The sequence below is a fragment of the Pseudomonas sp. LH21 genome (genome assembly GCF_036549575.1).
GTDB lineage: Bacteria > Pseudomonadota > Gammaproteobacteria > Pseudomonadales > Pseudomonadaceae > Aquipseudomonas > Aquipseudomonas peradeniyensis.
In genome coordinates this window covers 2293442-2317333 of the sequence record NZ_CP144367.1, presented here as the reverse complement: position 1 = coordinate 2317333, position 23892 = coordinate 2293442, and the positions used below count along the sequence as shown (strand labels likewise).

24 protein-coding genes are annotated in these 23892 nt (G+C 65.7%); 16 read left to right on the top strand and 8 right to left on the bottom strand.

Going from position 1 to position 23892, the window contains the following annotated elements:
• Nucleotides 1-23: 23 nt before the first annotated feature.
• From VUG52_RS10730 to VUG52_RS10720, 3 genes are all read left to right on the top strand, one after another.
• Nucleotides 24-998 (top strand): PDR/VanB family oxidoreductase, encoded by a 975-nt coding sequence (locus VUG52_RS10730; protein WP_331832936.1) that lies wholly within the window; start codon nt 24-26, stop codon nt 996-998.
• Nucleotides 999-1241: 243 nt separating this feature from the next.
• Nucleotides 1242-3860 (top strand): T6SS effector BTH_I2691 family protein, encoded by a 2619-nt coding sequence (locus VUG52_RS10725; RefSeq protein WP_331832934.1) that lies wholly within the window; start codon nt 1242-1244, stop codon nt 3858-3860.
• Complete coding sequence (locus VUG52_RS10720) at nt 3860-5056, top strand: DUF6708 domain-containing protein (protein ID WP_331832933.1); 1197 nt, start codon at nt 3860-3862, stop codon at nt 5054-5056. The genes VUG52_RS10725 and VUG52_RS10720 overlap by 1 nt, the downstream gene beginning before the upstream one ends.
• A 93-nt stretch (nt 5057-5149) precedes the next feature.
• Here VUG52_RS10720 and nfsB read toward each other — a convergent pair whose 3' ends face one another.
• The gene (nfsB, locus tag VUG52_RS10715) at nt 5150-5803 is read right to left on the bottom strand and encodes an oxygen-insensitive NAD(P)H nitroreductase (RefSeq protein WP_331832932.1); all 654 of its coding nucleotides are present in this window, start codon (nt 5801-5803) and stop codon (nt 5150-5152) included.
• Nucleotides 5804-5907: 104 nt separating this feature from the next.
• Between nfsB and VUG52_RS10710 the strand changes: the two genes are divergently transcribed.
• The 4 genes from VUG52_RS10710 to VUG52_RS10695 all read left to right on the top strand — a co-directional run bounded on the left by VUG52_RS10710 (nt 5908) and on the right by VUG52_RS10695 (nt 9021).
• Nucleotides 5908-6828 carry a LysR family transcriptional regulator gene (locus VUG52_RS10710; protein ID WP_050706153.1) on the top strand — a complete coding sequence of 307 codons (921 nt, stop codon included), beginning with the start codon at nt 5908-5910 and terminating at the stop codon, nt 6826-6828.
• Nucleotides 6829-6862: 34 nt separating this feature from the next.
• On the top strand, nt 6863-7477 hold the full coding sequence (locus VUG52_RS10705) for a LysE family translocator (RefSeq protein ID WP_331832931.1): 615 nt from the start codon (nt 6863-6865) through the stop codon (nt 7475-7477).
• Nucleotides 7478-7556: 79 nt separating this feature from the next.
• Nucleotides 7557-8387 (top strand): AraC family transcriptional regulator, encoded by an 831-nt coding sequence (locus VUG52_RS10700; protein ID WP_050706155.1) that lies wholly within the window; start codon nt 7557-7559, stop codon nt 8385-8387.
• A gap of 49 nt (nt 8388-8436) precedes the next feature.
• On the top strand, nt 8437-9021 hold the full coding sequence (locus VUG52_RS10695; RefSeq protein WP_331832928.1) for a LysE family translocator: 585 nt from the start codon (nt 8437-8439) through the stop codon (nt 9019-9021).
• A gap of 18 nt (nt 9022-9039) precedes the next feature.
• Here VUG52_RS10695 and VUG52_RS10690 read toward each other — a convergent pair whose 3' ends face one another.
• The gene (locus VUG52_RS10690) at nt 9040-9927 is read right to left on the bottom strand and encodes an EamA family transporter (RefSeq protein WP_331832927.1); all 888 of its coding nucleotides are present in this window, start codon (nt 9925-9927) and stop codon (nt 9040-9042) included.
• Nucleotides 9928-10189: 262 nt separating this feature from the next.
• Here VUG52_RS10690 and VUG52_RS10685 point away from each other — a divergent pair, with 262 nt between their 5' ends.
• Both VUG52_RS10685 and VUG52_RS10680 read left to right on the top strand, forming a co-directional pair.
• Entirely contained in the window at nt 10190-11587 is a 1398-nt protein-coding gene (locus VUG52_RS10685) for a purine-cytosine permease family protein (protein WP_331832926.1), read from the top strand.
• A 249-nt stretch (nt 11588-11836) separates the two neighbouring features.
• Nucleotides 11837-13144: a phosphate ABC transporter substrate-binding/OmpA family protein gene (locus VUG52_RS10680; RefSeq protein ID WP_331832925.1), complete on the top strand. Its 1308-nt coding sequence runs from the start codon at nt 11837-11839 to the stop codon at nt 13142-13144.
• A 5-nt stretch (nt 13145-13149) separates the two neighbouring features.
• Here VUG52_RS10680 and VUG52_RS10675 read toward each other — a convergent pair whose 3' ends face one another.
• Nucleotides 13150-14484 (bottom strand): ATP-binding protein, encoded by a 1335-nt coding sequence (locus VUG52_RS10675; protein WP_262974301.1) that lies wholly within the window; start codon nt 14482-14484, stop codon nt 13150-13152.
• Nucleotides 14481-15227: a response regulator gene (locus VUG52_RS10670; RefSeq protein WP_262974302.1), complete on the bottom strand. Its 747-nt coding sequence runs from the start codon at nt 15225-15227 to the stop codon at nt 14481-14483. The genes VUG52_RS10675 and VUG52_RS10670 overlap by 4 nt, the downstream gene beginning before the upstream one ends.
• A gap of 120 nt (nt 15228-15347) precedes the next feature.
• Between VUG52_RS10670 and VUG52_RS10665 the strand changes: the two genes are divergently transcribed.
• On the top strand, nt 15348-15686 hold the full coding sequence (locus tag VUG52_RS10665; RefSeq protein ID WP_110733858.1) for a hypothetical protein: 339 nt from the start codon (nt 15348-15350) through the stop codon (nt 15684-15686).
• Nucleotides 15683-16342, top strand: a complete 660-nt coding sequence (locus VUG52_RS10660; RefSeq protein ID WP_331832923.1) for a DUF3313 domain-containing protein — start codon at nt 15683-15685, stop codon at nt 16340-16342. Before VUG52_RS10665 ends, VUG52_RS10660 begins: the two co-directional genes overlap by 4 nt.
• Before the next feature lie 35 nt (nt 16343-16377).
• On the opposite strand, the gene VUG52_RS10655 is transcribed toward VUG52_RS10660, so the two are convergent.
• Nucleotides 16378-17430, bottom strand: a complete 1053-nt coding sequence (locus VUG52_RS10655; RefSeq protein ID WP_331832922.1) for an NAD(P)-dependent alcohol dehydrogenase — start codon at nt 17428-17430, stop codon at nt 16378-16380.
• 178 nt (nt 17431-17608) lie between these two features.
• Between VUG52_RS10655 and VUG52_RS10650 the strand changes: the two genes are divergently transcribed.
• Nucleotides 17609-18514 (top strand): AraC family transcriptional regulator, encoded by a 906-nt coding sequence (locus VUG52_RS10650; protein WP_050706165.1) that lies wholly within the window; start codon nt 17609-17611, stop codon nt 18512-18514.
• 157 nt (nt 18515-18671) lie between these two features.
• Here VUG52_RS10650 and VUG52_RS10645 read toward each other — a convergent pair whose 3' ends face one another.
• The gene (locus VUG52_RS10645; RefSeq protein ID WP_050706166.1) at nt 18672-19268 is read right to left on the bottom strand and encodes a TetR/AcrR family transcriptional regulator; all 597 of its coding nucleotides are present in this window, start codon (nt 19266-19268) and stop codon (nt 18672-18674) included.
• A gap of 93 nt (nt 19269-19361) precedes the next feature.
• Here VUG52_RS10645 and VUG52_RS10640 point away from each other — a divergent pair, with 93 nt between their 5' ends.
• Nucleotides 19362-19970 carry an NAD(P)H-dependent oxidoreductase gene (locus VUG52_RS10640; protein ID WP_050706167.1) on the top strand — a complete coding sequence of 203 codons (609 nt, stop codon included), beginning with the start codon at nt 19362-19364 and terminating at the stop codon, nt 19968-19970.
• 31 nt (nt 19971-20001) lie between these two features.
• On the opposite strand, the gene thpR is transcribed toward VUG52_RS10640, so the two are convergent.
• Entirely contained in the window at nt 20002-20547 is a 546-nt protein-coding gene (gene thpR / locus VUG52_RS10635; protein ID WP_050706194.1) for an RNA 2',3'-cyclic phosphodiesterase, read from the bottom strand.
• Nucleotides 20548-20762: 215 nt separating this feature from the next.
• On the opposite strand from thpR, the gene lpxO reads away from it, so the two are divergent.
• From lpxO to VUG52_RS10620, 3 genes are all read left to right on the top strand, one after another.
• Nucleotides 20763-21662 (top strand): lipid A hydroxylase LpxO, encoded by a 900-nt coding sequence (gene lpxO, locus VUG52_RS10630; RefSeq protein WP_050706168.1) that lies wholly within the window; start codon nt 20763-20765, stop codon nt 21660-21662.
• Nucleotides 21663-21909: 247 nt separating this feature from the next.
• Nucleotides 21910-22254: a carboxymuconolactone decarboxylase family protein gene (locus VUG52_RS10625; RefSeq protein WP_046856072.1), complete on the top strand. Its 345-nt coding sequence runs from the start codon at nt 21910-21912 to the stop codon at nt 22252-22254.
• Between the two features lie 78 nt (nt 22255-22332).
• Nucleotides 22333-22902 (top strand): GNAT family N-acetyltransferase, encoded by a 570-nt coding sequence (locus VUG52_RS10620; RefSeq protein WP_050706169.1) that lies wholly within the window; start codon nt 22333-22335, stop codon nt 22900-22902.
• A gap of 114 nt (nt 22903-23016) precedes the next feature.
• Here the strand turns inward: VUG52_RS10620 and VUG52_RS10615 are convergent, their stop codons facing one another.
• Nucleotides 23017-23763 carry an outer membrane beta-barrel protein gene (locus tag VUG52_RS10615; RefSeq protein WP_050706170.1) on the bottom strand — a complete coding sequence of 249 codons (747 nt, stop codon included), beginning with the start codon at nt 23761-23763 and terminating at the stop codon, nt 23017-23019.
• Nucleotides 23764-23892: the final 129 nt, after the last annotated feature.

Sequence of the window (23892 nt, the reverse complement as noted above, 5' to 3'; positions counted from 1 at the left end):
GGGCTTCGTTGTCGAGGTACGCCATGGCCAAGCAATACGAAATGTTCAAGGTGCGCGTGACCGACGTGGAACAGGCCACGCCGCAGATCAAGCGCTTCACCCTGGCCCGCGCCGACGGCGCCGCCCTGCCCGCCTTCAGCGGCGGCAGCCACGTCATCGTGCAGATGCAGTCGGCCTGCGGCAGCCAGTTCAGCAATGCCTACTCGCTGATGAGCGACCCGCGCCAGTTGCACAGCTACCAGATCGGCGTGCGCCTGGAGGAGCAGTCCAAGGGCGGTTCGGCGTTCATGCACCAGCAGGTCGAGGTGGGCAGCGAGCTGACCATTTCCACCCCCAACAACCTGTTCGCCCTCGACCCAAGCGCCGGGCGCCATGTGCTGATCGCCGGCGGCATCGGCATCACCCCGTTCCTGGCGCAGCTGCACGAGCTCGAAGGCGGCAGCACCCCCTACGAGCTGCACTACGCCTTCCGCGCCCCCGAGCACGGCGCCTTCCAGGGCGACCTGGCGCAAGGCCCGCATGCCGGCAACACCCGCTTCTACATCGACAGCCTGGAGCGCAAGCTCGACCTCGCCGCGCTGTGCGCGGGGCTGGCCGATGACGCCCATCTCTATGTGTGCGGGCCCAAGCCGCTGATCGACGCGGTGATCGCCAGCGCCGCCGCCGCCGGCATCGCCGAGTCCCGCGTGCATTGGGAACAGTTCGCCGCCGCCGCGCCGGCCACAGGCTCGGCGTTCACCGTGGTACTGGCGCGCTCCGGCACCGAACTGGCCGTCGAGGAAGGCATGACCATCCTCCAGGCCATCGAGAAATCCAAGGCCGCCAAGGTCGAGTGCCTGTGCCGCGAAGGCGTGTGCGGCACCTGCGAGACGGCGATCCTCGAAGGCGAGGCCGAGCATTTCGACCAGTACCTGAGCGACGAGGAGAAAGCCTCGCAACAGACCATGATGCTGTGCGTCTCGCGGGCGCGCTCGGCGCGGTTGGTGCTGGATCTCTGAGGCTCGGCGGCGGATCGCCTGCCCGCGCGGGTTCGCCGGTGAGATGTAACTGAATACTGCCAATAAGCGCTGAAAGGGAAAATCAGAGAAACGTCCTACGCGGATTTGGGAAGCCCTGTCGACCACCCACAATCCGTTCCTCGCTAGTGTTTCAGGTCTGCGTAACGTCGCCCGTGGCTGGCTGCAACAGCCACGGGCTCGGTACTAACACACCTGCATGAACAGCTTCGCTGAGGACATCGGATGTTCGACTTCAACAAATTGCTCGAAATCACTCGGCAGAACTGCGAGGCCCTGGAAGCCCCCTTCGCCAGCGGGCCCGCCGTCCATTGCACGCGCACCTTCACCATCCTGCCCCTGCGCTATGCGGCCGTTGGCGGCACTACCGGCCAGCGCCTGCGCTTGCCAACCCTGCCCGATCACCTGCGCCATCCCTACAGCGTTGCCACGCTCCAGCATGCCGACTATGCCATCCGGCCACTGCGCCAAGGCTTCCTGTACGTCATGGAGAAACGCAAGCGCAGCGGGCAGCACAGCCTGCACCCGCCCTATCGCATTGCGGCGAACGGTTCATTGTCGCTGGTTGCCCCCGGGCAGTCCGAGCCGGACGCCACAGACGCCCACACCCTGCGCGACATGATTCGCAACACGGCCTTGGCGTTCAACGTCCATGACCTCGAAGACCTGGCTGAGCTGCGCCTGTTCTACAGCCCCGACCCGTTGACCGAAGCGGCCCAGCAGCAACTGCTGCGTCGACGCGACAGGCTGCCGGCCGTGGATGTCGCCGCCTTCACCGGCCTTGGCTGCCCGACGCCCAGGCCTTATGTGCTGCGCCATGACCAACTGGACCTGGTCGCCGATTTCGCTGCGGAAACCGACAGCTCATTGCGCAAGCTGCTGGACAACCAGCTGTTCAGTGAAACCAGCGTCCATTCGCTGACGGCGGCCCGGTACATGCTGGGCCCGGTTGCCGGCAAACCCGAGGCCCGTGGTATCGCGGTGGTGGTGGAGGATGCCATCGGCATCACCCAGCAACTCAATGCCTGGCGCAACGCGGGCATGGAACACCTGAAGGATTGGCTGCAAGCCTCGGAGTCGGTCGCGGGAAAACCCGGCCCCAGCAACGAGCGCAAGGTGCTGGTCGCCCAGGCCTTCACCGAACTGCATCAGCAATTCAGTGAGCGCAAGGTCGCCGCGCTGGTCGACCGTCACAAAGAGGCCATGCGCGCCCACCTCGCCGGTGCCGATCAGGGCGCCAACCCGCAGATGGCCGCCTGGTGGGCGCAGGCCAAGGAGGGCATTCTCGATACCGCAGGTGCACTCAGGCGCCAGGACCTTGAGGCCCGGGCGAACAACGGCGAGTTCGCCCGGCAGTTCGAAGCACGCTACCTGCCACACGTCGACCTCAAGGCCATGCACGACCAGCTTGCCTGGTTCGAATCCCACGGCCTCGAGGCGCAGCGCCTGGCCGACGTGCGGGCCGACGACCATCTCGCCTGGCTGCAATCTGAGCAACTGCTCGCGGCCCTGGCCTACTACGACGAGAACGACCTGCGCAGCGGCCTGTGCTTCGCTCACCAGACCGGGCTCAGCGTGGTCGGCATGGAGGGCGTGTCAGCCGGAGCGCGGCTGCTCGCCCAGTGGTGGCATGCCGACACGCTGACGCCCGACAACCTGGCCCTGCGCTCGTTCGTCTTCAACCAGCGCGCCATTGCCGAGGTGCTGGAGCAGACACGCCAAGCACTGCAAGCACTGCCGCCGGAATACGATCACTGGCAGCAGGTGGACACCTCACTCAAGTACGCCAAGGAACTCGCCTCGCAGTTCAGCCGGGTGGACGGCCACCTCGACCAGCTGGCCCAGCACAGCGCCCTCAACACCGCCGGCGCCTTGGCCTGGCTGGGTCAACTGGGGCGCCAGAACCTGCAGGCCGGCGCCCCCGGCAACATGGATCGCCTGCTGTACCGACGCCTGGGCACTTACCTGATTGCCTCGCTGGGCGAGCAAGCCATCAACCTGCGCCTGAGCGAACACGCACTCGAGGGTGACACCCCCTCGCGGGGACGGGTGGCCGCCCCCATGGTCCGACGCCTTGATCGCGCCTACGTGGAGACGTTGCAGGGCGCTCACGCTCATTCGTTCTATCGGCTTCGGCTGGCCAGTGGACTGCTCCTGCTGGAGGCGGGGCTGCTCCTGTTGCAGGGGCAGCGGGATGACAAGGACCGGCGTTTCTGGAGCGAGGTGGTGGCCGCAGGATTGGCCAGTGCGGCGGCGGGGTTCGAGTTACTGGCAGTGGGGACGGAACAGACCCTGCTGGGCGTCGGGCGGAGCAGCGCGATTGCACGGGGAGCGGACATCAGCCTGGGGCGCTATCGGCTGTGGGGGGCGGGATTGGCGACGGTGGGCGGCGTTGTCAGTATTGCGTGGGACGTTTCAGATGCGAGAGAAGCCACCGCTCGATCTAAATCATTGCTGGCTACGACTTATTGGCTGCGAGCTGGATCTACGATCGCCCTCCTTTGGGGGCAGGGAGGAATAGCATTTTCGCAGGCAAGTGCGCTTTTCCAGTGGCTATCAATCAGCGCAACCAGTGAAAAAACCAGCAGATTACTTACTACTCTTTCCACACTTTCTGCAAAGCTGGCAGCCAACCGTACTGCCATGATGTTTCTGAGCCGCTTAAGCTGGATAGGCGGCGCTATCGTACTCGGCACCACTATAACCTTACTCATTATCGATGATGATGCATTGGAAAAGTGGTGTAGCAAATGCTGCTTCCGCCTTAAAGCATCAGACAAAGGATACATGAAGGACACTGAAGAGCTAGAAGCCTTATTCAGCGCCATGAGCGAGGTTATATAGTGTATTTTTTTGAATGGCTTTCATGGCTTGCTGCCATTGACCCAAAAGAAGAGCGCGAAGCCTTTGAGAAACAGAACAAGACTATAAAAAAGAGAATAATTTATGAAAGCGAAGAAGAAGAAGAAATTGCAGCCGCAAAAAAATCAGCATGCGACGCCCCAAAAAGTCGGGGGCCAGTCTACGTATTCAACGAGAACGTACTCGAAATGCGCAGCGGTATGTGGGAAGATAAGCGCGGACTAATCAGCATATTATCTCTCACAGTAATAATGATGATAATCAGCGGACTAGAAATTGCTTTCAACTCGATAAAAACCTTAATCGGCCTTGCTTCTGATTATCAAGGAGAACCGTATGGTGAAAGGCTATATTTAGCACTTTTCTTTCTTAGCACAACCCTTTGTATCTTGTGGTTTTATCTGAAATATGGTTTGCGTTTCACACGTTTTGAAATGTTCACGTCACGCCACTTGTTGATACGTTTCAACCGCATCACCCAGCAGGTCTACCTCCACCGCCCTGCCTACTGTGGTGGAATCGTCACGCTCCCGTGGAACGGTGTATCGTCCAGCGGCGCGGATAAAAAATCTACCATAGCAAGTGGTGTGGGTCTCCCGTTGGCGCTCACATGGTCGTCCGCCTTCACCGGCACACTACGTACCGAACTGATCTGGGTAGGCAAGTCCGCGAACAATTTCGCGGAGCTTCAAGCCGAATGGGAGTTTATCCGTCGCTTCATGGATGAAGGTCCAGAAGGACTGCCACGCCCCCACATCACCTCGCACTTCCCCTGGCCTTGGCAAGCCTTCACGCCTCAGTTCGAAGGTCTGACCCACTACTTCCGCAGTTCCCCACGCGTCCTCAAATGCGGCCTGCTACTGCTCTCTCCTGCCTTCCTGATCATCGGAACAGGCCACTGGGTGAGTCTCCTACTGTGCTGGAAGCCTCGATGGCCCAGGGTCATCCGTGAAGCCGGCCTGCCGGGAAAACCCGTCCCGGCAGTGACCACCGTTGACGATTACCCACCCCATATCCAGGAGAGGCTGCGGGAAAACGCCTACCTCTGGGCCATACGCCCTGGCAAACGGCCGGAGAGAAAACCCCGTGCCTCTAAACGTCGGCCCAAGAGCCCAAGTCAAACTCCCGATATCGAGAAGGATACGCCCCATGGGGTCGACAGTATCGGTCAGCCCTAGAGCCAGGCTGACCTCGGCCAACATGGAGGGCGTCGCAGCCAGGACACGGCTGCTCACCTGATAGTTGCAGGGTACAGCCCTACCTACCATCAATCACAGAAAAGTAAACACCTCTGCCGCCGGCAACCGCGACTTGCTCAGCCCGGCATTGAAATCCTCCTCGCTGCGATAGCCCAGGCTCAGCAGCACCACGCTGGTGAAGCCCTGCTCGCGCAGGCCCAGTTCGGCGTCCAGGGCCTTGGCGTCGAAGCCTTCGATCGGCGTGGCGTCCAGGCCGTGGGCGGCGGCGCCCAGCAGTGCGGTGCCCAGGGCCAGGTAGACCTGCTTCTCCATCCAGTGCTGCAGGTCCTTGAAGTCATGGCGGTGCAGGTCGACGTAGCCGCGGCGGGTCTGGTCCTGGCCGTCACGGGCCTGTTCGGTGCGGAAGCGCCCGTCGGCGGCCTCCTGCGCCAGCACCGCCTGCAGGTGGGCCTCGGTCATGTTGGTCCGGGCGGCGAACACGATCACATGGGAGGCGTCGCGCAGCTTCGGGCTGTTGTAGGCGAAACGCTCGTCGGTGGCCTTGGCCAGGCGCGCCTTGCCTTCGGCGCTGTCGGCCACGACGAAGTGCCAGGGCTGCGAGTTGACCGAGGACGGGCTGTGGCGCAGCTGCTCGAGCAAGGCATCGATGGTGGCCTGGGGAATCTTGCGGCTGGCGTCGTAGGCTTTGGTGGTGTAACGGCGTTTGGCGAGGGCAACGGTATCCATCTACGGCAATTCCTCAAAGGGATCGTGAATGAGCTGCATCTTATCTTCCCGGCGGCAAAGAAAAACCAGCACAATGCAGCAACACTTTCATCCCTGGAGTGAAAATGCTGCGCATCAACGACCTCGAACTGTTCGCCCGTGCCAGCGCCCTGGGCAGCTTTACCGCGGCGGCCCACGAGGCCGACCTGCTGCCCGGCCAGGTGGCAGCGGCAATCAAGCGCCTGGAACGCGAACTGGATGTGCGCCTGTTCGCCCGCACCACCCGCAGCCTGCGCCTGACCGCCGAGGGCGAGCTGTACCTGCCCACCGCCCAGCGCGTGCTCGATGCCCTGCGCCAGGGCCGCGAGGACCTGCACGGCAGCCACAGCTGCCTGCGCGGCGTGCTGCAGGTAGCGGCACCATCAGACATGGGGCGCAACCTGCTGCGGCCCTGGCTCAGCGCGTTTCGCCGCGAGCACCCGGGGCTCGGCCTGCGCTTCTTTCTCTCCGACCAGCTGGCCGACCTCTACCGCGACCCGGTGGATGTCGCCATCCGCTACGGCCAGAACGAGGACGCCAACTACATCGCCCTGCCCCTGGCGCCGTGGAACCGTCGGGTGCTGGTGGCCTCGCCCGACTACCTGGCCCGCCATGGCCGGCCGGGCAGCCCCGACGACCTGCAGCAGCACGACTGCCTGCTGTACCTGCAGCAGAGCCGGGTGTACGACAAATGGCGACTGGGCAACCGCACCGTGCAGGTGCGCGGGCCGCTGTTCAGCGACGACGCCGACGTGGTGCGGCGTTGGGCGCTGGAAGGCGAAGGCATCGTCTACAAGTCGTGGCTGGACGTCAGCGCCAATGTCGCCGCCGGCGAGCTGGAGGTCCTGCTGCCCGAACACCCCGGCGAGCTGACCCCGGTGACCCTGGTGTGCCCGCACCGCAAGCAGCTCACCCCGGCGGTGGCCCAGTTGCACCTGTGGCTGCGCGAGCGCTTTGCCACGCTGCGCCCGGAGGGCATGTTGCAGCCGCTGTCGCCGGGCGTATAGTGCATCCACCCCCGACTGCAAGGAGCTGTCATTCATGCCGAGCCTGGAGTTTCTCGTTACCGCGCTGATCATCGTGCTGATTCCCGGCAGCGGGGTCATCCTCACCGTCTCCAGCGCCCTGGTGGCCGGGCGCCGCGCCTGCCTGTGGACCGCCACCGGCTGCACCCTGGGTATCGTCCCGCACCTGCTGGCCTCGGTGCTGGGCCTCTCGGCCTTGCTGCACACCAGCGCCCTGGCCTTCCAGGGCCTGAAGTTCGCCGGCGTCGCCTACCTGCTGTACCTGGCCTATGCCACCTGGCGCGACCGCGCGGCCTTCGCCGTGGACACCCAGGCCACTCCAGCCGCCGCCGGCCAGCTGGTGCTCAAGGCCTGCCTGCTGAACATCCTCAACCCCAAGTTGACACTGTTCTTCCTCGCCTTCCTGCCGCAGTTCATCAGCCCCCAGGCCGGTTCCGCGACCGTGCAGATGCTCGGCCTGAGCGCGGTGTTCATGGCCATGACCTTAGTCGTCTTCGTGATCTACGGCCTGCTTGCCCACCTGTTCCGCCGCGCCGTCATCGACTCGCCCCAGGTGCAGGCCTGGCTACGGCGCAGCTTCGCCGCCTCGTTCGCCGGGCTTGGCATCAACCTGGCGTTCGCCCAGCGCTGACAGGGCTGCACAATCGTTCTAAACGCCCGGGCCGTTTCTGCGTTAAGGTCGTCTACCGACACCCGCACGGCCCACGCCCATGAGCAACTGGATCGACCTCAGACAGGACGCCGACACCGGCATCGAGTCGGTCCGCGCCCATTTCACCGGCCATGCCTACGACCCGCACTGGCACGACAGCTTTCTGGTCGGGGTGACCGAACAGGGCGTACAGCAGTTCAACTGCCGTCGCCAACGCCACAACAGCACCCCCGGCCAGGTGTTCGTGCTCGAGCCGGGCGACCTGCACGACGGCCATGCGCCTACCAGAGAGGGGTTCACCTACTCGACCCTGTACCTGGATGCCAACTGGCTGGAAACCGAGCTGCGCGCCCTGTTCGAACACGCGCCCTCGGGCGCCCTGCCCAGCTTCGGCACCCTGCTGCACCAGGATCCGCGTCTGGCCGTTGCCACCGCCCGGGCCTTCGAGACGGTGCATTACAACGACCTGCGCATCGTCCGCCAGACCGCCCTGGACGACCTGCTGGCCTGCCTCACCGGCCACCTGCACTGGCGCAAGCGCCTGGACCCCGATCCGCGCTTGCCGCTGTGCGCCCAGGTCGCCCGCGATTACCTGCACGCGCACCTGGACCAGGACATCGGCCTGGTCGAGCTGGCGCAGGTGTGCGGCGTCGACCGCTTCCGCCTGACCCGGGCGTTCAAGGCAGCTTTCGGCCTGGCGCCCCATGCCTACCTGATTCAGCTGCGCCTGGCCCGTGCACGGCGGCGGCTGGCCCTGGGTGAAACGCCGGCCAGCGTCGCCACCTCCCTGGGCTTTGCCGACCAGAGCCATCTGGGCCGCTGGTTCCGCCGCGCCTACCGGCTGACCCCGGCGGATTACCGCAAGCGTTGCTCAAACCTTCCAGACTGAACCCGCGCCCGGCGCGACCATGGCGCTTCGATCACTCGGAGCCTTGACCATGTCGCACACGCTGTTGCCCTTCATTCTCTTCGCCCTGGCCGCCAGCATCAGCCCCGGGCCGACCAACCTGCTGATCCTCGCCCACGGTGCTCAACGCGGCCTGCGTGCCAGCCTGGCGCCGATTGTGACGGCGTGCTGCGCGGCGGCAACAGTGGTGCTGCTGGTGGGCCTGGGGCTGGGCGAGTTGTTGCTGCGCTACCCGCTGGCGCAGCAGGTCATGAGTTGGGTGGGCGCCCTGTGGCTCAGCTGGCTGGCCTGGAAGATGCTGCGCAGCGCCGGTGCGCCGCTGCAGACGGGCAGCGATAGCGGCCTGGGCCCGCTGAGCGCGGCGACCCTGCAGGTGGTCAACCCCAAGGTGTGGGTGACGGCGGTGGCAATGGTCGGCCTGTTCGCCGGCCCGGCACTGCCGATGTGGTGGCTGAGCCTGGTGTTCCTGCTGATCGCCCTGCCGAGCATGACCGCGTGGGCGTTGATGGGTATCGGCAGCGCCCGCTGGTTACGTTCGCCCCAGGCGCTGCGGGTGTTCAATCAGGGCCTGGCCGGACTGCTGCTGGTGTCGGCGTGGTCGGCCTTGCTGGTGTGACCCGGCGCGCATCGGCCTTCAGCGCGCGGTAGCCGCGCGCAGATGCAACCCCAGGCGCGGCCCGAACACATTGATCAGCAGCCCGAGCATCACCAGCAGCGCGCCCCAGCCCTGGGCCTCGCTCAGGCGCTCGCCCAGCAACAGGGCCGAGGAACTCAGGCCCACCACCGGCACCAGCAGCGAGAACGGCGCCACCTTGCCCGCCGGGTGGCGCGACAACAGGGTGCTCCACAGGCTGTAGCCGACCATGGTGGCGACGAAGGCCAGGTAGGCCAGGGCCAGCACCGAGCTCCAACCGATGTTGGCCAGGGCATGGCCGATGCGCTCGGGCCCTTCCAGCCACCAGGACAGCGCCAGGAACGGCAGCGGCGGGATCAGCCCGCCCCAGATCACCAGGGCGACCAGGTCGACCTTGCCGAAGCGCCGGGTGATGATGTTGCCCATGCCCCACATGGCGCCGCCGCACAGGGTCAGCAGCAGTGCGAGCAGCGGCACGTGGCCACTGTCCTCGCTGCCGATCACCGCCAGGCCGCCGGCGGCCACCAGCAATCCCAGCACACTGGCCAGGCGCAGCCGCTCGCCAAGGAACAGCGCGGCGAAGCCCAAGGTGAAGAACGCCTGGGACTGCAGCACCAACGAGGCCAGCCCCGGCGGCATGCCACTGGCCATGGCCTGGAACAGGAAGGCGAACTGGCCCAGGGAAATGATCGCGCCGTAGGCGATCAACCAGCGCCAGGGCAGGTTCGGGCGCTTGATCAGGAACACCGCCGGAAAGGCCACCAGCAGAAAGCGCAATGCCCCCAGCAGCATCGGCGGCAGGCCGTCGAGGCCGACCTTGATGACCACGAAATTGACGCCCCAGGCGATGATCACCACCAGGGCGATCAGCAGGTCCTTGAGTGGCATGGCACGCATTCCTTCTTCAGGCTTGTTATAGACATATTTGGTTACAGCATAAGGGCATCGCGCAGCCGCGGACCAGCACAGTTGCGCGCCAGCCTTGCGCAACAGTCGGCTGTGATGGCTGCGCAGAACCCATGAAAACCCTGCGCAAGCTTCACTTGACCAGACTTGTATATACATGCTCATATCAGGTTTCGGCCATCCGCCCTGCGTCCCGCCGATAGCCGCCGCCTTTCACAAAAACAACGAAGCGGAGCCCTCCCCGATGTCCAGCAAACCCGTGATCGAGCGCCGCTCGATCGACTACATCCCCGAGTCTGAACGCCATGGACGCGTCTACAGCCAATTCACCCTGTGGCTGGGAGCCAACCTGCAGATCACCGCGATCGTCACCGGCGCCCTGGCCGTGGTGCTGGGCGGCGATGTGTTCTGGTCGTTGATCGGCCTGCTGCTCGGGCAACTGGTCGGTGGCGCGGTGATGGCCCTGCACGCCGCCCAGGGGCCGCGCCTGGGGCTGCCGCAGATGATCTCCAGCCGCGTGCAGTTCGGCGTGTACGGCGCGGCCATCCCCATGGCCCTGGTGTGCCTGATGTACCTGGGCTTCACCGCCACCGGCACGGTGCTGTCCGGCCAGGCCATCGGCCAGTTGCTGAGCATCAGCGACAGCGCCGGCATTCTCATCTTCGCCGGGGTGATCGTGCTGGCGACCCTAGCCGGCTACCGGGTGATCCACTGGATCGGCCGCCTGGCCAGCGTGCTCGGGATCATCGCCTTCGTCTACCTGTTCAGCCGTATCCTGATGCTCGCCGACATCGGCCAGCTGCTCGACAACCGCCACTTCAGCTGGGCCAGCTTCCTGCTGGCGGTGTCGCTGGCGGCGTCCTGGCAGATCGCCTTCGGCCCATACGTGGCCGACTACTCGCGCTACCTGCCCAGCCATACCTCGCCGCTCAAGACCTTCCTCGCCGCCGGCCTGGGCTCGGTGATCGGCGCCCAGGCCTCGATGATCCTCGGCGTGTTCGCCGCGGCCATCGCCGGCGGCCAGTTCTCCGGGCGCGAGGTGGCCTACATCGTCGGCCTGGGCGGCGCCGGCACCACGGCGGCGCTGCTGTACTTCTGCATCGCCTTCGGCAAGGTGACCATCTCCACCCTCAACAGCTACGGCAGCTTCATGTGCATCGCCACGATCATCAGTGGTTTCCGTGGCCACCTGCAGATCAGCCGAATCCAGCGCCTGGTGTTCGTGCTCGGCATCGTCGGCGCCGCGACCCTGGTCGCCCTGCTCGGCCAGCATTCGTTCCTCAGCGCGTTCAAGTCGTTCATCCTGTTCCTGCTGACCTTCTTCGTGCCGTGGAGCGCGGTGAACCTGGTGGACTACTACTTCATCACCAAGGAGCGCTACGACATCCCGGCGCTGGCCGACCCTGACGGCCGCTACGGGCGCTGGAACTGGCCGGGCATCGGCGTGTACACCTTCGGCGTGCTGGTGCAGATGCCGTTCATCGACACCAAGCTGTACACCGGGCCCATGGTCGCGCACCTGGGCGGCGTGGACGTGTCGTGGCTGATCGGCCTGGTGGTGCCGAGCGTGCTGTACTACTGCGTGGCCCGCCGCCGGGCGGCCGAGGCGCCGGTCGGGATCATCGTGCCGGAGGGGCGCTGAGCCGGGTGCTGATTGAAATATGAATTCGTGGGAGCGGCGGTGCGCCGATGCGACTTGCACCGCGATCACCGGCTATGCCGGTGCCATATATCGCTTCGCGGGGCAAGTCGCATCGGCGCACCGCCGCTCCCACGCAGTCCTGTCTAAATCCAAGCGTTATGTTTAGCCCGCTTCTGCCAGAGCGCTGTCATCTTTCGGTCAAGCAACTGTCGTAATCTGCGGCGCAACTCTATGCCACAGGTCTCCGGCATGCCTCGCCTGCTTCTGCTTCTGCTGTGCCTGCTCCCGGGCCTGGCCTGCGCCGGGCCCGCGCAACTGCGTATCCAGGGCTCCAACACCATCGGCGCGGCCCTTGGCCCGGCCCTGGTGCAGGGGCTGCTGCAAGCCCAGGGTGCAAGCGCCATCGAGCGCCGGCCCGGCGCCACGAGCAACGAGACCGAAGTCCGCGCCGTCGGTCCAGACGGCCAGCCCGTGCGCATCGACATCGCCGCCCACGGCACCAGCACCGGCTTTGTCGCGCTGGCCAGGGGCGAGGCCGACCTGGCCGCGGCCTCGCGGCCGATCAGCGACAGCGAGGCGCAACAGTTGCAGGCCCTGGGCAACCTGCGCGGCGCAGGCTCGGAACAGGTGATCGGCCTGGATGGCGTGGCGGTGATCGTCCACCCGGACAACCCGCTCACGCAACTGACCACCGAGCAACTGGCCCAGGTGTTCTCCGGCCAGCTGCAGCGCTGGGAACAGCTGGGCGTGCCCGGCGGGGCGATCCACCTGTATGCCCGCGATGATCGCTCCGGCACCTTCGAAACCTTCAAGGCCCTGGTGCTTACCCCTCAGCAAGCGACACTGGCCACCCAGGCGCGGCGCTTCGAGTCCGCCGACGAATTGGCCGCCCAGGTCATGGCCGACCGCCAGGCCATCGGCTTCAGCGGCCTGGCCACGGTCCACCGGGCCAAGGCACTGGCCGTGGCCGAGGGTGACGCACCGGCACTTGCGCCCAGCCGCGCCCTGGTGGCCAGCGAGGACTACCCGCTGTCGCGGCGCCTGTTCTTCTACCTCCCCGCCCACCCCACGCCGCAAGCCAGGGCCCTCGCCGAGTTCGCCCAGAGCCCCGCCGGCCAGGCCATCGTCGCCGAACAGGGCTTCGTCTCCCAGCAGATCAAGCCACAGCAGGTTGCGGCCCAGGCCGACATGCCACCGCGCTATCGGGCGCTGGCCGGCGAGGCGCAGCGCCTGAGCGTGAACTTCCGCTTCCAGGAGGGTAGCGCCGGCCTCGACAACAAGGCCCTGCGCGATGTACAGCGGGTCGGCGACTACCTGCGCCAGGCCGGCAAGCTACAAGGCAAGGTGGTGCTGGTGGGCTTCGGCGACCCCAAGGAAACCCCGGGCCGCGCCGCGCTGCTGTCGCGCCTGCGGGCCATGGCGGTACGCCGGGAGCTGGCCCGGACCGGGGTGCAGGTCAGGGATGTGGCGGGCATGGGCGACGAACTGCCGGTGGCCGGCAACGATCTGGAGCAAGGGCGCCTGCGCAACCGCCGGGTCGAGGTGTGGGTGTACTGACCCGCTCAGCCGCCATCGGGTAGTTCGACCCGCGCCACCAGCCCACCGCCCACGCGATTGCGCAAGGTCAGCTCGCCGCCCTGCTCGCGCACGCTGGCCCGGGCGGCCGAGAGGCCGAGGCCGACGCCGCCGGTATCGCGGTTGCGCGAGCCCTCCAGCCGGTAGAACGGCTCGAACACCTGCTGCAAGGCCTCCTCGGGAATACCTGGCCCACTGTCGCGAACCTCGATGACGATCAGGTGAGCGGCGCGGCGCAGCGTTATCTGCGGATCGCGGGCATACTTCATGGCGTTTTCCACCAGGTTGACGATCACCCGCTTGGTCGCCAGCGGGCGGCCGTCGTGCACCAGGTGCGCCGGGCCCTTGAAGGCGATATCCAGATGCTGGTCGCGGTAGTCGTCGACCAGGGTCTGCAACAGCTCCGACAGGTCGTAGGCCGTGCGCTGCTCCAACTGCGTGCCTTCGCGGAAGAACGCCAGGGCCTCGTTGATCATCGTCTGCATTTCGTCGACATCGCGGATCAGCTTGCGCTGGTGGTCCAGGTCCTCCATGAACTCGCTGCGCAGACGCATGCGCGTCAATGGCGCGCGCAAGTCATGGGAGATGGCCGCGAGCATATGGGTGCGCTCGCGAAGAAAGTGCTGGATCTGCGCCTGCATGGTGTTGAAGGCAATGATTGCCTGGCGGATTTCCTCGGGACCTTCGATAGCGATGGGCGGCGCCTGCAGATCGCCGCCGAAGCGCCGCGCCGCGCTGGCAAAGCGTTGCAGCGGCGCGGCCAGCTGGCGGGTGGCGAGCCAGGCCACCAGCAATGTCGCCACCAGCCCCAGGCCGATGACCACCGCCAGGCGCGCCGTCGCGCTCATGCCCCAGCTGCGCTCCGGCGGCACGAACAGCAGCCAGCTGTCATCGGCCAGGGCGACCAGCGCCACGTAGTGCGCCTCGGCGCTGCCCGCAGGCCAGTCGTCCGGGTTGTACACCTCGATCAGTCGCGAGGGCCCCAATAGCTGCGCCATCGCCGGCACCTGCCCGGAGTTGAGCAATGTGCCCGGGCCCGGCAGGCCAAAGTCGTCACGCCGGGTACTCCAGGTCACCCGCAGCGTTGGCGTGCTCGCCGCCTCGGCCAACTGCCTGCGCAGCGTCGCCGGCGCGGTCTCGATCACCCGTGTGGTCACGGCGATCTGTTCGAGCAGGCCGGTGCGCTCGATGGGTGGGCGCGCCCAATTGCCAGCGACCTGGACGAACAGGGCGTTGAACGCCAGCGAAGCGAGCAGCGCGGTGAAGATGGTCAGGGCGATGCGCTTGCGCAGGGTATCGCGGCCCAGCAGGCGACGGATCACGAGCGGGTTACCGTGGCGCTGAACAGATAGCCGCCATTGCGCACCGTGCGGATCAGGTCCGGGCGCTTGCTGTCGGGCTCGATCTTGCGCCGCAGGCGGCTGACCTGCACATCGATGCTGCGGTCGAAGGCGTCATGCCCGTGCCCACGGGTCAGGTCGATCAATTGCTCGCGGGTGAGGATGCGCTGCGGGTGCTCGAGAAACACCACCAGCAAATCGAACTCGGCGCCGGACAGCGGCACCATCACCCGCTCGGGCGAGCGCAGTTCGCGGCAAGTGATGTCCAGCTGCCAACCGGCGAAGCCGATCACCGGACGCGCCGCCTCTCCGCGCGGCGGCTGTTCACCAACCCGGCGCTGCACGGCGCGCAGGCGGGCCAGCAGTTCGCGAGGGTCAAACGGTTTGGTCAGGTAGTCGTCGGCGCCCAGTTCCAGGCCGATGATACGGTCGCTCAGCTCGGCCATGGCGGTGAGCATGATGACCGGTACCCCGAGCTGCGCGCGCAACTTCTGACACAATCCCAGGCCACTTTCGCCGGGCAGCATCAGGTCGAGGATGATCGCATCCGGGCGCTGCCGGGCGATGGCGGCCCACATCGCCTGCCCTTCGGCGGCCAGGTCCACCTCGTAACCGTGCTGGACGAAAAATTGCTTCAGCAAGGCGAGGATTTCGACGTCGTCATCGACGATCAACAGTCTGCTCACGGTGATACCGGTCCGGGAAAAGGGCGTATCTAAAACCATTGCGCCACGCGGGTCATTTATTTCAATCACGCAACATTTCGTCACGCACGACACAAAGTGGACATCACCCGGCAACGATGGCCCTTCACCCTGGCGGCCTTCCATTACCGAGGGCTCCCCATGAAGATAGTCGACAGCCGCAACAGCACCGATGGGCATGAGGGCTCCGCATCCCTGATCCTCAGCCAGCGCAACACCCAGCGCGGACAATCGGGTTCGCTGATCGTGCAACAGGAGAGCCTGGAGCTGGCAAACGAACAGGGCTACGTCACCCTGCGCCGGTATTTCGAACACTACGACCCGACCTTTGGCGAATGGGTCGAGTACAGCCACACCGTTCCCGTCCGTGACCTCGTGCACTGGCTGATGGCACGCGGGCAGCTGCGCATCCAGACATCGCAGGACGTGCCCCACCTGCAAGCGGCCCTTCCGACCCGGCGCGAGGTTCGCCACCCATGAGTCGGCGTCACCTCCTGGCACTGGTGCTGACGTCCACCCTGGGCCTGTCCGCGTGCAGCAGCAACAAGCCGACACCGACCGGTTATCTCAAGGACTACGGGTTACTCACCCCGCACCAGGCGCCTTCGGGCGCAACGGTGCTCAGCTGGGCCGACCCGAAATGGCCAAAGGGCCGTTACATCGAGGTCTACCTGGCACCCAGCCGGTTCTACCCGGCGCCCGAGCCGAGCACGCGCATCCCCCAGGCCACCCTCGCCAGCATCACCCACTACTACGACACGGTACTGCGCAACGAACTGGGCAAGGTCATGACCGTGGTCGACAGGCCCGGCCCGAACACCCTGGTGGTCAGGCCGGCCATCACCCGCATCAGCGCCGACACCCAGGGCCTGCGCTTCTACGAGTGGCTGCCGATCACCCTGGTCGCGGCCGGGGTGAGCAGTGCCGCCGGCATTCGCGACCGGGACAGCGCGATCGCCAGCGAGCTGTCGTTCGAGGCGGGCGCAAGCGGCAAGGTGGTCGGCGAGGCGATGCTCGCGGGTACCGGCGTGCCGTTGGATAACGACCGCCAGGTGATGACCGCCGACAACGTCAAGGCCGTGCTCGACGGCTGGGCCGTGGACCTGCGCCAGGGCTATGCGGCGCCACTCAGGTAGCGTGACGCTTCACAGGACAAGCCCAGTCCGCTTGGTCAGGCCTTGAGCGTGGCCATTTCGATGACGAAGCGGTACTTCACGTCGCCGGCGATCATCCGCTCATAGGCCTGGTTGATGTTGCGGATGTCGAGCCTTTCGATATCGCAACTGATCCCGTGCTCGGCGCAGAAGTCGAGCACCTCCTGGGTTTCGGCGATACCGCCGATCAAGGAACCTGCCAGCACCCGGCGCTGCATCACCAGGTTGGCCGCATGCACCGGCGGATCGACCGGCTCGATCAGCCCGACCAGGATATGCACGCCACCGAACTTCAGGGTTTGCAGGTAGGGGTTGAGGTCGTGCTGCACCGGGATGGTGTCCAGCAGGAAATCAAAGCGTCCCGCGGCACTGCGCATCTGTTCGGCATCGGTGGAGACGATCACATGGTCGGCGCCCTGGCGACGGGCTTCCTCGGCCTTGGCCGCGGAGCGGGTGAACAGGGTCACCTCCGCGCCCAGGGCCTTGGCCAGCTTGATGCCCATGTGGCCCAGGCCGCCCATACCCAGCACGCCCACCTTGTGCCCGGGGCCCACGTCGTGGTGCTTGAGGGGCGAATAGGTGGTGATGCCGGCGCACAGGATCGGCGCCGCACTGGCCAGGTCCATGCCCTCGGGAATGCGCAGGACGAAATGCTCGCTGACCACGATGCTGCTGGAGTAGCCACCCATCGTGTTGCTGCCGTCGACCCGGTCGGGGGTGGCGTAGGTCATGGTCGGGCCTTCCATGCAGTACTGCTCGACGTCCTGGCGACAGGCCTCGCAGTGACGGCAGGAATCGACCATGCAGCCGACGCCGACCAGATCACCGACCTGATAACGGCTGACCTGCGCACCCACCGCGCTGACCCGGCCGACGATCTCGTGGCCCGGCATCAGCGGGTACACGGCGATGCCCCATTCGTTGCGGGCCTGGTGGATATCGGAATGGCACACGCCACAGTAGAGGATCTCGATGACCACATCGTCCGGCCGCGGGCTGCGGCGCTGGAAGGTCATGGGGGCCAGGGGGCTGGTGGGCGATTGGGCGGCGTAACCGATGGCGGTGTACATGGAGTACCTCGTGCAAGTGAAACGATTCAGTTTGCGCATTCTGGGCGCCGCTACCCGCCTCGCCCACCGCCGATTCTCCGGCATGCATGCCTGATTCTCCGGACCTTGCCGCCAGCCTCTGGCATGACCCCGTGAATCTGCGAAGATGCCAGTGTCCGATTCTCTGCCCGGGTTCATCATGCACCTGACTCGCCATGTGGATGCCAATGCCACGCTCTGCTCACTGATTCGCGCCCTCGCCACAGGCCCGGGGTTCGTGCCCACCCTCCTGCCCCAGGTTCAGGTCCTGACCTGGGACCACTACGTGGCCAGCAGCCCGCAAATCTACGAACCCAGCCTGATCATCCTCGCCCAGGGCAGCAAGCTGGCGCGCCTGGGCCCACGTACCCTGGAGTACGGTGCCGGGCATTACCTGGTGCAGGCGCTGTCGGTACCGTTCATGTGCGAGACCTTTGCCACGCCCCAGGCGCCGCTGCTGGGTGTGGCGGTGGACATCGACCGCGCCCTGATCGGCGAGTTGGTGCAAAGTATGGATCTGGGGCCGGATGCCGCGGTGCAGGCACAGACGCCACAGTCGATGACCTCGGCAGTGCTGGACACGGCCATGCGCGACAGCGTCGAACGCCTGCTGCAGTGCCTGCAGGACCCACTGGACGCCAAGGTGCTGGGGCCGGCGCGGGTGCGCGAGGTGCTCTACACCGCGTTGCGCGGGCCGAAGGCCGGCGTGCTCCGGGCGCTGGTCGAGCAACAGGGGCATTTCGCCCGGATCGGTGCGGCCCTGACTTACTTGCGCGAGCACTACGCCGAGCCGTTGGGGGTGGATGAGCTGGCCAGCCGGGCGAACATGAGCGTGTCGACCTTCCACGAGCACTTCAAGCGCTGCACCGACCTGGCGCCGATGCAGTACCTCAAGCGCCTGCGCCTGCTCAAGGCGCAGCAGATGCTGATCGGCGAGGGGCTGGGCGTGGCCCAGGTGGCGCACCGGGTGGGTTATCAGAGCACCTCGCAGTTCAGCCGCGAGTACAAGCGCCAGTTCGCCCGCAGCCCGGGGGAAGAACAGCCGTACCAGAGCCTGCCGGCCTGATCGGGGCCGTCGTGGCAGACTGCAAGAGCAGGATGCGTGGGAGCGGGCTTGCCCCGCGATCACCGGCGCAGCCGGTGCCATGCCCCCCATCGCGGGGCAAGCCCGCTCCCACGCAGGTCGCGCGATCCGCTACAAAAATCACTTGCACGATGATCGCCTACTGCCGCAGAACCATCGCCACAATGGTCGCCTGCAACTCGCGCTTGGCCGCTTCAGCCGTCAGCTCTGCGGCCGCCGCCGCCAGGGACAGCGCATCCGCCGCGCCCACCAGCACCCACAGCCCGGCCACGCCGATATCGCCACCCGGCGCGAACGGCAACAGCGCTTCGCGACACTTGTCCATGAACGGCCCGTCATAGCCGCGCTTGAGCGCCTCCAGCTCCGGCGAGCCGGCCAGCGCGGCGCTGACCCCGGGAATCTCCCGGCCCTGGGTGGCCACGCAGTCCACATAGGCCTCGGCAATCACCCAGGCCCGCTCCGCCAGGCCGGCCGGGCAGCCGGCCAGGGCCTTGTCGAGCATGGCGGTCTGGCGGGCGTCGTATTCCTGGTAAAGCGCCAGCAACAAGCCGTTGCGGGTCTCGAAATGGTCGTACACCACCGGCTTGGTCACCCCGGCCTGCTCGGCCAGGTATCCCAGACTCAAGGCATCGGTGCCCTCCTCGCGTACCAGCCGCCAGGCCACATCCAGCAACTGGCGCCGGCGCTCCTCGCGGGACAGGCGTTTGCGCGGCGCGGTCTTTTCCTCGCTTGACATCGCTTACCTACCAAAAGTAACTTACTAAGCGTAACTTACCTCGAGTATATAACGCTCCCGGTGTCCCTGCATCCTGATTCTGGAGATTCCACCATGCATGCCCTGATCGTCATCGGTCACCACGACCCCGACTCCCTCACCCACGCCCTCGCCCAGCAGATCGCCGAGGGCCTGCGCGCCGCCGGCCATACCAGCGAGTTCGCCGACCTGGCCAGCGAAGGCTTCGACCCACGCTTCGGCCTGGCCGACCACGCCGTGCACCGCCGCCTGGGCAAGCCACCGGCCGATGTACTGGCCGAACAGGCGCGCATCGAGCGGGCCGACACCGTGGTCATGGTCTACCCCATCTACTGGTGGTCGCTGCCGGCCCTGCTCAAGGGCTGGGTCGAGCGAGTGTTCAGCAACGGCTGGGCCTTCGACCAGGCCGCCGACGGCAGCACCACCAAGCTGCTGCACGGGATGACCGCGCACCTGGTCGGCGTGGCCGGCGCCGATGCCGGCACCTTCGAGCGCCATGGCTATGGCGAAGCCATGCGCGTGCAGATCGAGCACGGCATCTTCGACTACTGCGGTGCCCGGGTCCTGAGCTCGACGCTGCTGGAGGACAGTGAGGGACAGGATCCCACGCGGCATCTGCGCAGCGCGCGCGCACTGGGGGAACGCCTGTTCGTCAGCGAAAGGCAAGCAGTGCCGGTTGTCTAGCCTTCGCTACAGGAGCGGCCTGGCCTCGCTCCTATTGATCCAGCGCCCACCGCGCCAGCGGCCAATAGCGCTCCTTTCGCGATTCGTAGAGCACAAAATGACGGGGAGCGAGGAAGAACTCCGGTGCCTGGCGCGCTTCGGGCACCTGCGCCCGATAATCGCGGGACAGCGTCAGGTGCGGGCGATACTCCCTTGGTTTCCCCTCCAGCCCCAGCGGCAGGACAGCCTGCTGCAACGCGTACACTAACTGCCGCAGCCCGGCGGGTGGTTGCTCGGGCTCAAGCACCAGCCCCCCCGCGCGCGACCATGCCTGCAAACGGTTCAGCACCAGGCGCAACGGTGCATCGGGCAGTCTGAGCCGATCGACCGCCGCGCAGATTGCCGGCACCTGCTCGGCGTCCACGTCACCGAGAAACAGCAAGGTGACGTGGAAATTCTCCGCAGGCACTGGTTTGCCGCTGCGCAGGTTCAGCCCTCGACGCCACTGCGCCAGGGCACGGCATTGTTGGTCGCTGACCGGCAAGGCGAAGAACAGCCGTTTGAACGGCGCGCCACTGGGGCGCGGATCCTGGACCATGCGAGTCTCCCTGATAACGGTTCGCGCCATCGAGTGTAGCGCCCTGCCCATGCAAAACAGCGACATAAGCTGTTGAATCGTTTGCGCAACCTGTCAGCCATTGCACCTAAGTCGGTCAGACAAGACGTAACAATAAGTACAAACCCGCGCCACGATTGTTTATGCTGGCGGGCTTACGCCATGGCGCATGGCCATTTTTCGACAAGTAAACGTCCATGAAAATTGCACTCGTACTGATCTTCGTCCTCTCGATCGCCTATGTTCACCTGCGCGGTCGGGTTCGTCACAAGCTGACCCGCCAGCTGGGCGATCACTCCAGTTTCCTGGCCCCGGTCAACGCCTTCCTGTACCTGTTCTCCAAGCATCCGGCCAAGCCGTACCTGCCAGTCAGCGCCTTCCCCGAGCTGCAGGTGCTGCAGGACCACTGGCAGGAGATCCGCGAGGAAGGCCAGCAGCTGCTGCAGGCCGGCGAGATCAAGAAGTCCGACAACTACGACGACGTCGGTTTCAACTCGTTCTTCAAGACCGGCTGGAAGCGCTTCTACCTGAAGTGGTACGGCGAGAGCCACCCGTCGGCGATGTCCCTGTGCCCGCGCACCACCGAACTGCTCGCCGGCATTGGCACGGTCAAGGCGGCAATGTTCGCCACCCTGCCGCCGGGCGCCAAGCTGGTGCGCCACCGCGACCCGTACGCCGGCTCCTACCGCTACCACCTGGGCCTGGACACGCCCAACGACGATGGCTGCTACATCGACGTGGACGGCGAGAAGTACTCCTGGCGTGACGGCGAAGGCGTGGTGTTCGACGAGACCTACATCCACTACGCGGCCAACACCACCGAGCACAACCGCATCATCCTGTTCTGCGACGTCGAGCGCCCGCTCAAGTACCGCTGGGCCGAGGCGTTCAACCGCTGGTTCAGCCGCAACGTGATGGCCGCCGCCGCCGCGCCCAACGATGCCAGCGACAAGACCGGCGGCATCAACCGCCTGTTCACCCGCATCTACAAGATCCGCGAACGCGGCAAGGCGATGAAGAAACGCAACCGCACCCGCTACTACCTGGAGAAGTGGGCGGTGGTCGCGGCGCTGGTGCTGGTGTTCATCTACATCTGATCCGCCACCCTCGCAGGCCACACTGGCCGCTCTCATGGAACTGCACATAACGCATTGATTTAACAGGGTCCTGTGGGAGCGGCTTTAGCCGCGAAGAATCCAGCGCGGTGCCTGGCACCGGCTCCGCCGGTGTTCGCGGGTAAACCCGCTCCCACAGGGTGCGCGGACTACCTGCGAACTCAGTTCCCTCCCGCCAAACATCGACTAGCCTGATAGCTCCTGTTGCCAACCTGACAAGGTGAAGATGATGAGCATGATGGACTGGGACGCCTACCGTAAGCAGTTGATGGCCGGCATCGGCGATCTCAAGCAACTCTCTCCCGATACCGTGGCCGGCTACATGACCGCCAGCGGCGCCGGGGCCAAGACCAACCACCTGGATGCCAAGACCCGTGAGCTGATCTCGTTGGCCGTGGCCGTCACCACCCGCTGCGACGGCTGCATCGCCGTGCATTCGCAGCAGGCGGTCAAGCACGGCGCCACCCGCGAAGAGATTGCCGAAGCCCTCGGCGTGGCGGTGGCGATGAACGCCGGCGCCGCGCTGGTCTACTCGGCCAGGGCGCTGGACGCCGTGGGCAAGGCCGGCGCCTGACACTTCATGGCGCCGCCGCCCTTGCGCGACGGCGCCGCGACACCCAGACTTGACGGTTCAGCCCGTGCAGGAACCGCCATGATCCAGATCCGTCCCATGACCCCGGAAGACTTCGAGCGCTTCTGGCCGACCTTCCAGGCCATTGTCCAGGCCCGCCAGACCTACGCCTTCGACCCCGCCCTGGACCTCGACCAGGCACGCCGGCTGTGGCTGGAAACCCCGCTGCGCACACTGGTGGCCGAAGAGGACGGCGTGCTGCTCGGTTCCTACTTCCTCAAGGCCAATGCCGCCGGCCCCGGCGGACATGTCGGCAACTGCGGCTACATGGTCTGCGCGCACGCCCGTGGCCGGGGTGTAGCCAGGCTGATGTGCGAGCACTCGCAGAAGCTGGCGCGTCAGGAGGGCTTCCTGGCCCTGCAGTTCAATTCGGTGGTGGCCAGCAATGAGGTGGCCGTGGCGCTGTGGCACAAGCTCGGCTTCGAGACCGTCGGGCGCCTGCCCAAGGCGTATCGCCATGCCGAGCTGGGCCTGGTGGACTGCCTGGTGATGTACAAGTGGCTGGCCGACGAACCGGTGGTGGAAAAACCGGCGCTGCTGATCGGGCGCAAGAACATCGAGGCGCGGGTTTCGCGCCGACGCGGACGCTAGACAGCGTTGATGTCATCGCGGAACAGCCCGCTCCCACGCCATGCCCGTCCGTTTGGGTGAGTATGGCGTGAAAGAGGGTCTGTCCCGCGACGGATTCAACGCAGGCTCAACCGGTTAGAACGCCAACCCCAGCTTCACCCCAAACTCGTCGCGCTTGAGCTTGGTGTTGTCGGCCACCGGAGTGTCCTCGTCCAGCTTGTACTCGGTGTGGGTGTAGTACGCCCCCACCTGCACCGGCATGCCGCCCTGCTGGTTCATCAACAACGTGACCTCCGCATACGGATTGGTGCGGTCCTTCATGTCGACGCTGTCGCTGCCGAAATCATCGACTTTCAGCCGTGCGCGGCCATCAATGGTGTGGCGCGCCCCCACTTCCACGCGCAGGGTAGACGCGTCGAACTGGTGGTTGTAACCCAACGCGGCCTTGGCAAACGGCGACTTGTAGGTCAGCCGTGTATCGAGATCGTTGATCTCGGGCTCGAAGCGGGTCCAGCTGTAGCCGCCGCCCACCGTCAGGTCGACGAAGTTGCGCGCATCCAGCGCGGCGCGCCAGCCCAGGTCGAGATCGGCCTGGGCTTCCTTGAGCTTGTTGTCGTTCTTCTTGCCGTACTTGGCCTCGGCACCGATCTGGTAGATGAACCCGGATTCGGCGGTCATCTTGTTGCCGAACGTGGCGAACACACCGCCCTGCCCCATGTGTTCCTTGTCCGACTCGCTTCCTCCCTCGAACTTGAACTTGTCGTAGGAACCCAGCAAGCCGAGGCTGAACAGCGGGTCGGTGCTCGGTGCCGCCGTGGCGACCAGAGGGGCACCGAGCAGGGCAAGCAGGCAGGAGTGGCGCAGCAGGTTACGGGTAGACATTCGCAAAAGTCTCCATGACGTGAATGAAAGGCGAACGACCGGTTCGAGACAACGGGCTTGGCAAAAGTTCGAAAAATTTTGCCAAGCCGCTCTAAACCGCCATGTCCGTCACAGTTTCTCCACCCATTC